Raw genomic sequence first — 12,272 nt, 5'->3', positions numbered from 1 at the left:
CTATACACTCGGCGGCGTGATCACCCTGTCCGCTGTGTCGAAGCGTTACGGAAACGCGACACATGCCGCTCTCGACGGGGTCACCCTCGACATCGCCGAGGGCGACTTCGCCTTCCTCGTCGGGCCCTCCGGCTCCGGCAAATCCACTCTCGTCCGACTGCTGCTGCGTGACGAGAAGCCCACCGACGGCGATATCCACGTGGCCGGATACCACCTCAACACCATGCCCGGGCGCCAGGTGCCCAAGCTGCGCCAGCGCATCGGCTGCGTCTTCCAGGACTTCCGGCTGCTGCCCCGCAAGACCGCTGGCGAGAACATCGCCTTCGCCCTCACCGTCATCGGGCGCAAGCAGTCCGAGATCCGCAGCGCGGTCCCCGAAGCGCTCGCGCAGGTCGGGCTAGAGGGCAAGGCAGACCGACTCCCGCACGAGCTCTCCGGCGGCGAGCAGCAACGCGTGGCCCTCGCCCGCGCCATCGTCAACAAGCCGCGACTGCTCCTCGCCGACGAGCCCACCGGCAACCTCGACCCCGTCACCAGCCAGGACATCATGCTGCTGCTCGAACGCATCAACGCCACCGGCACCACCATCGTCATGGCCACCCACGACACCCACCTCGTCGACCGGGCACGCCGCCGCGTCATCGAGCTCGATAACGGGCGCATCGTCCGCGACCACGCCTCCAGCGCCTACCTGGCGGACCAAGCATGAACCTCGTATTCCTCGCCCGCGAAGCCATCACCGGCCTCGCCCGCAACATCACCATGACCGTCGCGATGATCCTCACCACCGCCATGTCCCTCGGACTGCTCGGCGGCGGCCTCCTCATCGCCGACATGACCACCCGCACCCAGCAGATCTACCTCGACAACGTCGAGGTCGAGATCTTCCTCACCGAGGACATCAGCGCCGCCGACCCCGACTGCGCCACCAGCATCTGCACCACCCTCGCCGACGACCTCGCCGCGTTCCCCGGAACCGACACCGTCACCTACATCAGCCGCGACGAAGCCGTCGAGATCTACCGGCAGACCTTCGCCGACGACCCCGAGATCCTCGAGCTCGTGCGTGCCGAAGCGCTGCCCGCATCGTTCCGCGTGCGCCTCGACGACCCCCGCCAGTTCGCGGCGATCTACGACGAGTTCCTCCTCTATCCCGGTGTCGAATCCATCCGCAACCAGGAAGAACTCGTCAAGCGGCTCTTCACCATCCTCGACGGGCTCCGCAACGGCGCGTTCGCCATCGCCGCCGTCGCCGGTGCCGCCGCGCTCCTGCTCATCGGCAACATGGTCCAGATCACCGCCTACACGCGGCGCGAGGAAGTCAGCATCATGCGCCTCGTCGGCGCGACCCGCTGGTACACCCAGGTGCCATTCATCCTCGAAGCATTGCTCGCGGCCCTCCTCGGCGCGGGCATCGCCATCGCGGGCCTCTTCGTCGCCAAGGGCGCGATCGTCGACGGCATGCTCGCCGCCGTCTACGAATCCAACATCATCGCGCCCATCACCACCGGATCCGTCGCCGCCGTCGCACCCGTTCTCCTTGGCCTCGCCGCCACGCTGGCTGCCGCGACCGGCTACGTCACTCTGCGGTTCTACGTGCGCGACTAGGAGAGTGGGCGTGGAGCGGGTGGGGCGAACTGGCGGAGCGCGGGACTCCGCGCAACACGGCGCAGGCGCTGGACAGCCGCCGGAACGGCCACCAGGCGCGAGGCCGAAGATCCGAGCAACCAACCTCCTGGCCTCAGGAAGCGAGCTAGATTGGAGTTCCTCGGTTCCACCCTGGTTCAACGATAAGTAGGTCATCGAGTTCATGTTTCCGGCATGATTCCGCAAACTCTGCAGCGCGTGAAACGTCATGCAAGTATTCCAAATACCGAGTCTCGTCGATACTGTAGTACTCCTCGTAGTCGACTAGCCCGTTGCTGACCGGAATGGCAAGATAATAGCCGCCAGTTTTGCTGTCGATTCCTATTGATACTCTCATTTCGATCGAGGTCTTCGTGTCAGTGAACCTGCTCATCTGATCGTCTCCCCTATCTGATCGTTGTTGTTGAAAAGTCGCCTGAGGTCAGGCCTCCGGCATCTAGAACTGCTTCGCGCCCTCCTCCTGGAAGCACGCCACCTGGTAACCATAGATCATTGGCCCCAGCCTCATTCCCAGAAGGAATTCTCAAGTCATGCTCACCTGGATGGTGGATATCGACCCGTACGAGCTTATTTTCTTCAAGAAATCCCTCCGGTAGGCCTAATTCGTGCTCAAGCTTTGCGGGATCTCCCTCGGATCGGGCCACCATTGCATCGAACTCATCCTTGGGCATAACAAATGCGGTTCCGTCCCGCTGCGCTATTCCATATTTGTCTAGATTGGAAGCTGTGGTGAACCGGGTGGCACCTTCTTCGAAGTGAGCAAGGTGCTGTTCTATGTACTGCGGCGGGAGGTAGTCCTCGGGCTTGGGGCGCTCGCCCTTCTCGATGGATCTGATGTGGTCAATCTCGCCCTGCGTGAGTGGAACGGCGGATTCTGGCCCGCTGTATTGGGGTGAAGCGGTCGAAGCATCGATCAGATCATCTGGAGCCTCTACTGAGGAATTCGGTGAAAGCGGGGGTTTTCCCTGGTCCTGCGTGTAGACAGGCCGCAGGGGAGTGGACAGCCCAGGCTTGATGTCGGGGTCGAGGTTGAGCAGGGACCTGTTGCCGTCTGGCCCGTTGAGGTGGCTGGCGCCGAGGTCGAGTCCGGCGGGCCGCACTGCGGGGTCGGGCCCGTTGTTCCCGATGTCGGGGATGAGCCCGTCCAGTGCCCCGAACGCGCCGGTTCGGATTGCCTGCTGGACGTTGAACCCGCCCCGTCCGCCTTGGAGGACCTGGATTCCTTGGATGATCCCATCGAATGCGGCGCTGGCGGCGACGCCGGCGGCAGCGTTGCGCAATGCGGCGAGGACCAGTTGCCGCAGGATCGTGCGAACCGCGATCTGGGTGGCAAGGATGGCGGCGCCGCTGCCGAGGAGGCTGCCGCCGAGGGTGGGGATCGCTGCTGCGGCGAGCGCAGCCAGTTCGACAGCGAGGAGCGTGAGCGCCCCGATGATGGCGATCTTGGCGTACTCCACTTCGGTGGCGAAGTCCTCACACGCTTCGGCGAGGTCGTCGAGCGCTGTCATCAGTTCGGTGAAGGTTCCGCCGTCGCCGAGGAACTGGTCGAGGTACTGCGCCATCTGGTCGTGGATGTCACCGGAGATCGTGCCCAGCGCGGCGGTGGTCGCGGATCGTGCGTCCCCTTCGATCTCGTCGAGTGCCGAGGTTGCGGTCCGCCACGCTTCGGCAATCCGGCGCAGCGATGATTCATCGGCCTCGGGCCAGTCCGCGCCTACCGCGATGGACCCGACCTCTTGCAGCCAGCCCGGGATCTGGATGCCCATCAGGACGTCCCGCCGAAGGTGGCCGCCGAGCCGTGATCGGTTTCATCGACCAGGTCAGCGGTGGATAGGGCCACTTCGTGGACTCCGTTCATCGCGTCCCTGATCGTTTCTGTGGCGCTTGCTGCTGCTTTCGCGGCGGGCGCGTACCCGGACCCGAAGGAGGTGCCGTTCTCGTCGCGGCCCCAGGACTCGCCTTCTGCCGCGAGAGCGTCGGTCAGCTGTCCCAGGATGTTGCTGATGCTGTCCGCTATGTCGGTGAATCGTGGCGCCACGGCGCGCAGCCGGTCGGGGTCAAGCTCGAGATTGCCGCTCACCGGAGCACGTCGCTGAAGTTCGGAGTGCCAGGCACGAGGTCGGACAGGTTCATGGGCACGTTCTGCGGGGCTGCACCGTGAAGGATCTCGTTGGCCTGCTCGCGTGCCCGCGCGGCTGCGGACTTGGCGGTCCGTGTGATCGCGGAGCCAAGCGTAGTGGTGTTTGCCCTGCTGAGCGCCCACGACGCGATGCGCACGTCGATGATGGCGCCTACGGCATCAACAACCACGGTCACCAGTTCGTCCTCGGAGCGTTGCTCCACCCGAATCTCGGCCACGAGCTGCTGGGCCGCGCGCAACCGCTAGGAGCTTTCCGCAAGCTCCACAGACATCGCATCAATGGTGTCCTGCAATGCTGCGCTGCGCGCCCGTAGCGCTTCGCGACCAGTTGGCGCTGCCATGGCTTCCCCCTTGCCTACTGCTGGCTTCGGAGGAATAGGACGCACGCAATCTGATACCGGTTCCGGCTGGTCCGAAAGTGTGAGGCACGCCACTGGGTGGTCAGCGGCGCCGGAACGATTCTGTCGTCGGGTCGAGATTGATGCGAACCACGCCGACCGGAGCGATCTTGGCAAAGTCGAGGCGGTCGTCGCGCAGCAGCGAGTTGTCGGTGATGAATGCGAGGTTCACCCAGAGGTCCTTCATATCGGGTGCTATCTGTTGCCCGGCGAAGCGGGAGCACATGACCACGGCGTACACCAGGATCACGGGGGTGCCGTCATCGTCGTGGCGCAGGAACTCGGGCTCGATCGTGGAGGCATCGAATCCCTCGGGCGGGCGGAAGATCGTGCGATTCTCCAGCAATGCCAGGCAGTAGTCCGGCCTGTCGGGCCCGGGCAGGACTTTCAGCAGCTCTGCGCGAGCGGGGATCTGTGCCGCGAGCTCAGGAGGAGCGGCCTCCACGTCGTCGAGAATCACTACTGGCACGGGTCCTCCCCCGGTCGATCCCCTCGTGGCAGGTCATGCCTTCACCGCTCACTCTAGTTCCGGCGCAGCGGCTCCCCGGGTTCTCTGGCGAATCCGGGTTGGCAGCAATCGACTTGCGCGGACCCGTATCGTTGAAGGGCTAGGCAGGGCCTGCCCGATCGCGGGGCGGGCATGCGCGAGAACGATCATGAAGGGACCATGAGGTGAAGGAGAAGGGCCGCAAGGTCATCGCGACCAACAAGAAGGCCCGCCACAACTACTCCATCCTCGATGTCTATGAGGCTGGAGTGGCCCTCCTGGGCACCGAGGTGAAGGCTCTCCGTGAGGGCAAGGCGTCACTCGTGGATGCGTTCGCCACCGTCGATGATGGCGAGGTGTGGCTTCGCGGGCTGCACATCCCCGAGTACAACCGGGGCACCTGGACCAACCATGAGCCGCGCCGCACCCGCAAGCTGCTGCTGCACAAGCGTGAGATCGAGCATCTGGTGGGCAAGACCCGCGAGGGCAACCTGACTCTCGTGCCGCTATCGATGTATTTCGTCGACGGGCGCGTGAAAGTGGAGCTTGCCCTGGCCCGCGGCAAGCAACTGCATGACAAGCGGCAGGACATGGCGCGGCGCACCGCGGAGCGGGAAGCCACCCGTGAGCTGGGACGACGCATCAAGGGCATGCGCGGATAGGTGTTTCGGCTCACCCCTGCGCGAGAACGTGGATGACACTGCCCGCGCTTGTCGTTACACTGGGGGAACCTGATCCCAGGGACTACGGGGCTGATCGGTTTCGACTGTGTACGTAGCGCTGGGGGAAGCGTGCCGGTGCAGGCAGGAGACCACCGTAAGCGTCGCTGCAAACCTATAAGCGCCGAGAACACTCAGCGCGACTTCGCTCTCGCTGCCTAAGCGATAGCAAGTCCGTCAGACCGGGAGCGCCCTCGGCCCGGACCCTGGCGTCGCAAGAGGGACAAACCTTACAGCCCGGTCACGGGGTTGTAGGGGACATCAAACAGTGACTGGGATCGTCATCACGACTTGTCCGCGAGATTGTGAGATCCGAGTAGAGGCATAGCGGACTGCGCACGGAGAAGCCCCAGCAAAATGGCACAGGACCCGGGTTCAATTCCCGGCAGCTCCACAGGTACGGAAGAAGGCCAGAGGCACCAAGCCTCTGGCCTTCTTCCTGTTCCGGGGGACCGTTCCCGGCCACTTGTGCCTGGCCCCAGAGGTTCCGCCCCGGGCCCGTTCTCATCACATTTCCCGCCCTTCCGGTTGCGGCGCTGCCCACCGCGGGCGAAGGTGAATCATTCGCCGCGCAACCACTGCCAGCGGGGGAGCGGGCACCACGGAAGGGGCAGGACCGTGCACTACGTCATCGGCATCATCGGGCTCATCGTGTTCCTCGCACTGGCCTGGGCCGCGAGCTATGACCGCCGCCTCGCACTGACCCGGCTCAAGTACGTCGGCATCATGCTCGTCATCCAGGTGCTCCTCGGACTGTTCCTGATCCGCACCAACGTCGGCCAAGCCATCATCGACGGCATCTCCACTGCCTTCTCCGCGCTCCTCGGCTACGCCTTCGAAGGCACGAGCTTCGTCTTCGGAGGCCTCGCCGGCGACCCCGACGCCACCAACGGCCTCACCCCGTCGTTCTTCATGGTCGTGCTCATGCCGATCGTCTTCATATCCGCGCTCATCGGCATCCTCGAATGGTCCCGCATCCTGCCCGTCTTCATCCGCTACCTCGGCCTCGCCGTCGGCAAGGTCAACGGCCTCGGCAAGCTCGAGTCCTATGGTGCCTCCGCCTCCGTGGTGCTCGGCCAGGCCGAGGTGTTCCTCTCCCTCAAGCACCAGATCACCCATCTCGGCGAGCGGCGCCTCTACACCCTCGCCGCGGCCGCCATGTCCACCGTCTCCGCCTCCATCATGGGCTCCTACATGGTTCTGCTCGACCCGCAGTACGTCGTCACCGCCATCGCCCTGAACTTCTTCGGCATCTTCATCGTCGTCTCCCTCATCAACCCCTACGACCTGCCTCCCGAGGAGGACGTCGCCATCTGGCCCGATGTGGAGCGCCGCACCTTCTTCGAGACGCTCACCGAGTACATCTGGGACGGCTTCCGCGTCGCCGTCACCGTCGCCGCCATGCTCATCGGCTTCGTCGCCCTCATCGCGCTCGTCAACGGTGCCTTCACGGGCGTCTTCGGCGTGACGTTCCAGGACGTGCTCGGCTACGTCTTCTCCCCGCTCGCCGTGCTCGCCGGAGTGCCCCTGAACGAGGCAGTCGACGCCGGCAGCCTCATGGCCACCAAGCTCGTCACCAACGAGTTCGTCGCCATGACGCAGATCGCTGCGGGCGACTATGAGCTGAGCGATCGCACCTACGCCATCGTCGCGGTATTCCTCGTCTCCTTCGCCAACTTCGCCTCCATCGGCATCATCGCCGGATCGGTCAAGAGCCTCGCCAGCGCCCAGGGCGACACCATCGCCCGGTTCGGCCTGCGCCTCGTCTACGGCGCCACCCTCGTCAGCTTCATCAGCGCCACCATCGTCGGCCTGCTCGTCTAGCGGCAACGGCTAGTGCTCGCGCCGGGCGGTTATTGATCCGAGAATCTGCTGGTTGATGTCATCGTCCGGAGAGGTGTGTCGCGGCGTGTCGCGTGACAATAGCCAGCAGATCTCACGCGGGGGCGTGGCCAGCAGTCCGCGGATCTGCTGCTTCGCGGTGCCGTCCCTGCACCCCGGGCCTAGCGAGGTTGCCAACCAGCTCCGAACTCGGGCACTGTAGCGTCGACGCGCCGCGCCACCACCGCGAAAGGACACCCGTGAGCTCCCGACGATCACGCCACAACCGATCACCCCGTACTGCGAGCTACACGCCGGAGAAGCCCTCAAACCGCGCCACCTACATCCTCGCGATCCTCGCGGTCATCCTCGCCACCGCTGGCGTCATCGGCATGATCCTCTGGCTGCAGCGCACCAGCACCCCCGTCGATGAGGGCTACGGACCTGTTCGCGACGCTGCGGTAGCCATCACCGAGGACGGCAGCGTACGACTCGGCGACCCCGCAGCGCCCGTGCAGCTCCAGCTCTTCGAGGACTACATGTGCCCCGGCTGCCGCGACTTCGCCCACCTCTACGGCGACCACATCGCCCGCCACATCGACGACGGCAACGTCACCATCGAGTACCGGCCCCTCAACTTCCTCGACACCGTCTCCAGCGACGGCACCTACTCCACCCGCGCCGCCGCGGCCGCAACCTGCGTCGCCCAGCACAGCACTGCCGCCGCCTACAGTGCCTACCACGCGGCCCTCTACGACAACCGGCCCGAGAACGGCAGCACACTCACCGACGACGAGCTCGCTCAGCTCGCGCGCGACAACGGCGCCGACCCAGCCACGATCGACTGCATCACCAGCGGCGAGCACCTCGACACCATCCGCGGCAACGTCGACACCAACCGCCAGGCCATGATCGACGCCGGCGGCGAAGGCACCCCCACCGTCGTCCACGACGACACCACCATCGACTTCCTCAACCGGCACTGGCTCGACAACCTCGTCGCGGACGCGGAGGCTGCTGCGGAGTAGGCGGGGCGCGGGCGCCACCTCCGAGCGACCCGCCCTGCGATTTGGCGAACAATCCGGCCGTGGTGTAACTTCGATCAGGCAGCGGAACTGCACATCACAGACCGCACGGGGCTATGGCGCAGCTGGTAGCGCACCACACTGGCAGTGTGGGGGTCAGGGGTTCGAGTCCCCTTAGCTCCACTTCACAACCTAATATTCGAGCCACTTCATCGATTCGGTGAGGTGGCTTGTTTCTTTGGGGGCGCCACTCGGGCGCGCCTCATGCCAACTGCGGTTCAATCTCGACGCGCATGCCATCCGTGCTCCCCTACAATTGGAGTACATCGAGCCTCGACGATCGGGGAGGCGTTCGGATGCCAGCGACCACGGATGCGCGGAACGCGGTTGTCGAGGCGCGCATCGCCGCCTCGGGCGGTGACTGGGCGCGTGCATTCGATCTCTTCTCCATCGCGGACGAGTCCGGTTGTCTCTCGCCGCCCGATCTGGTGCTTTTCGCTGATGTCGCGCAGGCGGCGGGACAGCTCGACACGACAATTGCAGTGTGGGAGCGCATTTATCGGCTGTGCAGCGCGGCGGGAGACACGGTTGGTGCCGGTGGAGCGGCTGCGCGGGTCGCCATGCACCTACTCTTCGACACAGCCATGATGGCCCCAGTGCGCGCGTGGCTGCGCAAGTCGGAGCAGCTCCTCGCCGCAGTCCCGGATTCGGCAGCGCATGCCTGGTGCGCGGTCGTTCGGTCCTACGAGCGGCTGATGGCAGGCGATATCGACGCGGCGCGCGGGGCGGCGGATCGAGCGGTGGCGATCGGCGACGAGTCCGACGTGGCTGCGGCAGCTATCGGGCGAATCGTCCAGAGCCGCGTGATGATCCTGACCGGCGAGGTAGAGGGCGGCCTCGGGTTGCTCGACGAGGTCGGTGTCGCAGTGCTCAGCGGGGAGCTTGATCCCCTCGCAACGGGTGTCGTGTACTGCGAGCTTGTGTGCGTGCTGCAGGGGCTGGCGCAGTACGATCTCGCCGAGCAGTGGACAGCGGCGATGGAACGCTGGTGCGCTACCGATGCGGTTGGCAGCCTGCACGGGCGGTGCCGTGTTCATCGTGCCGAGATCCTGCGGCTGCGGGGCGGGTACGAGCAGGCTGAAGCGGAGGTTCTCGCTGCGTGCGAGGAGCTGAGACCAGTATTGCGGCGAGAACTTGGCTGGCCACTGGTGGAGCTTGGCCAGATCCGCCTGCGCCGTGGCGATATCGCTGGTGCTCAGGACGCGTTCGCTGAGGCAGACAGCGTCGGCTGGGATGCCGCTTCCGGGCTCGCGCTCGTCCAGCTTGCTCGGGGCGCTGTGACCGCGGCCTCGGCGACCATCCGGGATGGCCTCGCGCATCCGCGCCGCGTTCCGTCGAAGGAGCGACCACCGCACAGTGCGCTCGAACGCGTTCCGTTGCTCGAGGTCGAGGTTCAGGTCGAGCTTGCGAATGGCGACACCGCCGCTGCTAGGGCCGCCGCCGCCGAGCTAGGCATCATCAGCAGCACGTTCCGGAGCAAAGCGCTGGCCGCGATCGCCGCCTACGCGGACGCCCAGGTGCGGCTAGCTGATCGAGACCTGGCAGGCGCGCTGGCCCGCTTCGCCGAGGCCGCCGACAGCTGGCAGGACATCGGCGCTCCCTATGAGGCTTCACTGGCGTATCGGGGACTCGCCGACGCGCATCGAGCGGCTGGCAACCTGGTACAGAGCCAGCGCGATCTCGACAATTCCCGCAGGCTATATGAGCAGCGCGCGTTCGAGAGCCCGCCGAGCGGGCGGGGCAAGCCATTGGTCCATGCCTCGCTCGCGAGGGAAGGCGAGTACTGGTCGGTCACCTTCGAGGAGAGAACGATTCGGGTCAAGGCTCTCCACGGGCTTGCTTACCTGGCTCGGCTCCTGGGCGAACCGGGCAGGGAGTTCCACGCCCTCGATCTCAGCAACTCCGGGGAGATCGGGGATGCTGGGAAGACCCTCGATGACGAAGCACGCACTGCCTACCGGCGCCGCCTCGCGGAGATCGACAGCGACATCGATGAAGCGAGCATGACGGGGGATCCGCAGCGTCAAGCACAAGCGGAAGCCGAGCGCGATTTCCTGGTTCGCGAACTATCTCGGGCTTTCGGAATCGGCGGCCGCCAACGACGATCGGGTTCCTTGTCCGAGCGTGCCCGTGTCCGCGTCACGCGGTCCATCAGGTCGGCGATCGCCCACGTCGCCGACCATCATCAAGCGCTCGGCGCGCATCTCAACCACGCGATCCGCACTGGCACATACTGCTCCTACTGCCCGGACCCTCAGCTCGTGGTGGTGTGGAGTATCCGTTCCCTCGACTGAATCGGATGCTCGGCGAGGAACCTGGACAGAGCGTGGGCAACCTGCTCGGGTTGTTGGATCTGTAGCAGGTGCCCTGCGCCGGAAATGCGTGCTTCCTGAATGTCGTGCACGTTCTCGCGCAAGAACCCGGCGACCTCGACCCACAACGGCAGCGTGTCGCTGCCCAGGACGGAGAGAACCGGTTGCGACAGCTGTGCGGCGCGCTCGGCGCTCAGTGACCATTCGGCCAGCGACGGTAGCTCGATTCCGAAGAAGGTGTCCGCGTCCTGCACCGATTGCTCGACGACGCCGGGAATGCGTTCGGCCAGGAGAGCATGGCACTCGGCCCAGTCCAGGCCACTGACGGTGCTCATGAACGCCGCGAACGCGCCAGCCGAATCGCCGCGGGCGTAGCTCTGCAGCACCGGCCCCGCGCCCTGCAGGAACTCCTGCCCACAGGGCAGTGACAGCAGTGACAGCTCCAGCAGTGTCACCGAGCGAACCTTGTCGGGCGCGCGAAGCGCGAGCTCAACGGCCACAGCGGCCCCGCTCGAATGGCCCGCGACGTGGGCGGCAGGGATACCAAGCTGTGCCAGCAATTCGCGGGCATCGTCAGCATGCTCGGCAATCGTGACCGGCTCTCCAGTGTGAGTACTGCCAGCCCAGCCCCGGCGGTGATAGTTGATCATCGTGTAGCGCGACGAAAGCGAGGGGATGTCCAGCAAGGGCCTGAACCCGTCGGCCAGCACCGGGCTGATGAGCAACAGTGGCTCGCCATCCTTCACCCCTGAAACCTCGTACTCGAGCTCGACCCCATTGACCTCAGCGATGCGCATGATTCCTCCTCGGTAGTGGAAAGTCCTCTCACTGATGAAGGCGTAACTCCCAGTGTTACGGGGGTAATGTAGGCGGGCTTCGGCCCTGCAGTGACCCAGATCGCTGTCGCGCAGGCGGTGTGATCCAGGAGGCGTCCGTGTTCACCTGCATTCCGGGGCAGCGCGTCGCGGTTCGCGCTAGGTTTGGATGATGGCTGGTGAAGCGGGTGCACAGGGTGGTGCGCAGGGTTCCGGGTACATGTCCTACGAGGAGTTCGCGCTGGCGTTCTTCCAGCGGGCGATCTCGCGGGAGCGGATCCTCGAGGCGGTGTCGAGCATCACTGGGGCGCCGATCGAGTTCGGCCCTATCGGCGCTGGCCCGGGGCGGATCGCGAAGGTCACGGCGCATGGAGTAGTGCGCGATCCGGAGGTGGAGCGGGTCTCGGATACCGAGCCGTTGCGCTTCGTGCTGAGTATCCCCGTGGACCTGCGGTTCGTGGTGCGCCTGACCGGAACGGTTCATCGCTTCCGGGCGGATGTGCAGGCTGACCTGCGATTGACCGCTCATGCCGCATCGCCGTTGCGGGTGGTGGTCGAGATCGATCCGCCATCGCGATCGGATGTGACGGTCGCGCTGCGCGCCGAGGGCGTGGCTTCGAGCGTGCTCCAGCTTGTCTCTGGCATGGAGGCGGAGGTGCAGCGCTTCGTGGCGCGGTATATCCGGCAGGAGATCCAGAAGCCGCACATCATGGCGGCGCGCGATGTGGATCTCGGGCCGATGATCGACGCCGCCGAGCTGTAGCTAGCGCGGCCCCGGCGAGCGGTGCCGCCACCGAGCTGCGGTTGTGTGACGTTCTGCACCCTCCGTCCGCCGAAACAGGGTGCAA

13 protein-coding genes, 1 tRNA gene and 1 other RNA gene are annotated in these 12,272 nt (G+C 65.5%); 9 read left to right on the top strand and 6 right to left on the bottom strand.

Going from position 1 to position 12,272, the window contains the following annotated elements; genetic code table 11:
- The first annotated feature begins 16 nt into the window (after positions 1-16).
- Complete coding sequence (gene ftsE / locus FXO18_RS11415; RefSeq protein WP_149361213.1) at positions 17-709, top strand: cell division ATP-binding protein FtsE; 693 nt, start codon at positions 17-19, stop codon at positions 707-709.
- Positions 706-1,608 carry a permease-like cell division protein FtsX gene (ftsX, locus tag FXO18_RS11410; RefSeq protein ID WP_149361212.1) on the top strand — a complete coding sequence of 301 codons (903 nt, stop codon included), beginning with the start codon at positions 706-708 and terminating at the stop codon, positions 1,606-1,608. Before ftsE ends, ftsX begins: the two co-directional genes overlap by 4 nt.
- Positions 1,609-1,753: 145 nt before the next feature.
- Here ftsX and FXO18_RS16100 read toward each other — a convergent pair whose 3' ends face one another.
- The 5 genes from FXO18_RS16100 to FXO18_RS11385 form a co-directional block, all read right to left on the bottom strand.
- Positions 1,754-1,984, bottom strand: coding sequence for a hypothetical protein (locus tag FXO18_RS16100; protein WP_235900634.1), 231 nt, complete (start codon positions 1,982-1,984; stop codon positions 1,754-1,756).
- 49 nt (positions 1,985-2,033) lie between these two features.
- Complete coding sequence (locus tag FXO18_RS11400; protein ID WP_149361210.1) at positions 2,034-3,413, bottom strand: WXG100-like domain-containing protein; 1,380 nt, start codon at positions 3,411-3,413, stop codon at positions 2,034-2,036.
- The gene (locus FXO18_RS11395; protein WP_149361209.1) at positions 3,413-3,727 is read right to left on the bottom strand and encodes a WXG100 family type VII secretion target; all 315 of its coding nucleotides are present in this window, start codon (positions 3,725-3,727) and stop codon (positions 3,413-3,415) included. The genes FXO18_RS11400 and FXO18_RS11395 overlap by 1 nt, the downstream gene beginning before the upstream one ends.
- Positions 3,724-4,026, bottom strand: a complete 303-nt coding sequence (locus FXO18_RS11390; protein ID WP_149361208.1) for a YbaB/EbfC family nucleoid-associated protein — start codon at positions 4,024-4,026, stop codon at positions 3,724-3,726. Before FXO18_RS11390 ends, FXO18_RS11395 begins: the two co-directional genes overlap by 4 nt.
- Before the next feature lie 202 nt (positions 4,027-4,228).
- A complete protein-coding gene (locus FXO18_RS11385; RefSeq protein ID WP_149361207.1) occupies positions 4,229-4,654 on the bottom strand; it encodes a hypothetical protein in 426 nt (141 codons plus the stop codon).
- 203 nt (positions 4,655-4,857) lie between these two features.
- Between FXO18_RS11385 and smpB the strand changes: the two genes are divergently transcribed.
- The 6 genes from smpB (at position 4,858) to FXO18_RS11355 (ending at position 10,591) form a co-directional block, all read left to right on the top strand.
- On the top strand, positions 4,858-5,334 hold the full coding sequence (gene smpB, locus FXO18_RS11380; protein WP_149361206.1) for an SsrA-binding protein SmpB: 477 nt from the start codon (positions 4,858-4,860) through the stop codon (positions 5,332-5,334).
- Positions 5,335-5,420: 86 nt separating this feature from the next.
- Positions 5,421-5,788, top strand: a transfer-messenger RNA (tmRNA) gene (gene ssrA / locus FXO18_RS11375).
- Positions 5,789-6,009: 221 nt separating this feature from the next.
- A complete protein-coding gene (locus FXO18_RS11370; protein WP_149361205.1) occupies positions 6,010-7,215 on the top strand; it encodes a NupC/NupG family nucleoside CNT transporter in 1,206 nt (401 codons plus the stop codon).
- 257 nt (positions 7,216-7,472) lie between these two features.
- Positions 7,473-8,240 carry a DsbA family protein gene (locus FXO18_RS11365; RefSeq protein WP_149361204.1) on the top strand — a complete coding sequence of 256 codons (768 nt, stop codon included), beginning with the start codon at positions 7,473-7,475 and terminating at the stop codon, positions 8,238-8,240.
- A gap of 107 nt (positions 8,241-8,347) precedes the next feature.
- Positions 8,348-8,420, top strand: a tRNA-Ala gene (locus FXO18_RS11360).
- A 173-nt stretch (positions 8,421-8,593) separates the two neighbouring features.
- Positions 8,594-10,591, top strand: a complete 1,998-nt coding sequence (locus FXO18_RS11355) for a hypothetical protein (RefSeq protein ID WP_223114696.1) — start codon at positions 8,594-8,596, stop codon at positions 10,589-10,591.
- Here the strand turns inward: FXO18_RS11355 and FXO18_RS11350 are convergent.
- Complete coding sequence (locus FXO18_RS11350) at positions 10,552-11,406, bottom strand: alpha/beta fold hydrolase (protein WP_149361203.1); 855 nt, start codon at positions 11,404-11,406, stop codon at positions 10,552-10,554. The two genes, FXO18_RS11355 and FXO18_RS11350, sit on opposite strands and share 40 nt — an antisense overlap.
- 238 nt (positions 11,407-11,644) lie before the next feature.
- Between FXO18_RS11350 and FXO18_RS11345 the strand changes: the two genes are divergently transcribed.
- A complete protein-coding gene (locus FXO18_RS11345) occupies positions 11,645-12,187 on the top strand; it encodes a hypothetical protein (RefSeq protein ID WP_149361202.1) in 543 nt (180 codons plus the stop codon).
- Positions 12,188-12,272: the final 85 nt, after the last annotated feature.

The sequence above is a fragment of the Lolliginicoccus suaedae genome, from assembly GCF_008312885.1.
GTDB lineage: Bacteria > Actinomycetota > Actinomycetes > Mycobacteriales > Mycobacteriaceae > Lolliginicoccus > Lolliginicoccus suaedae.
The sequence above is the reverse complement of the archived record's forward strand: the minus strand, read 5'-3'. Positions and strand labels throughout refer to the sequence as shown.

Coding starts and splice junctions, on each gene's coding strand:
- ftsX (WP_149361212.1), top strand. CDS start 706: ATGAACCTCGTATTCCTCGCCCGCGAAGCCATCACCGGCCTCGCCCGC.
- FXO18_RS16100 (WP_235900634.1), bottom strand. CDS start 1,984: ATGAGAGTATCAATAGGAATCGACAGCAAAACTGGCGGCTATTATCTT.
- FXO18_RS11400 (WP_149361210.1), bottom strand. CDS start 3,413: ATGGGCATCCAGATCCCGGGCTGGCTGCAAGAGGTCGGGTCCATCGCG.
- FXO18_RS11355 (WP_223114696.1), top strand. CDS start 8,594: ATGCCAGCGACCACGGATGCGCGGAACGCGGTTGTCGAGGCGCGCATC.
- FXO18_RS11350 (WP_149361203.1), bottom strand. CDS start 11,406: ATGCGCATCGCTGAGGTCAATGGGGTCGAGCTCGAGTACGAGGTTTCA.
- FXO18_RS11345 (WP_149361202.1), top strand. CDS start 11,645: ATGTCCTACGAGGAGTTCGCGCTGGCGTTCTTCCAGCGGGCGATCTCG.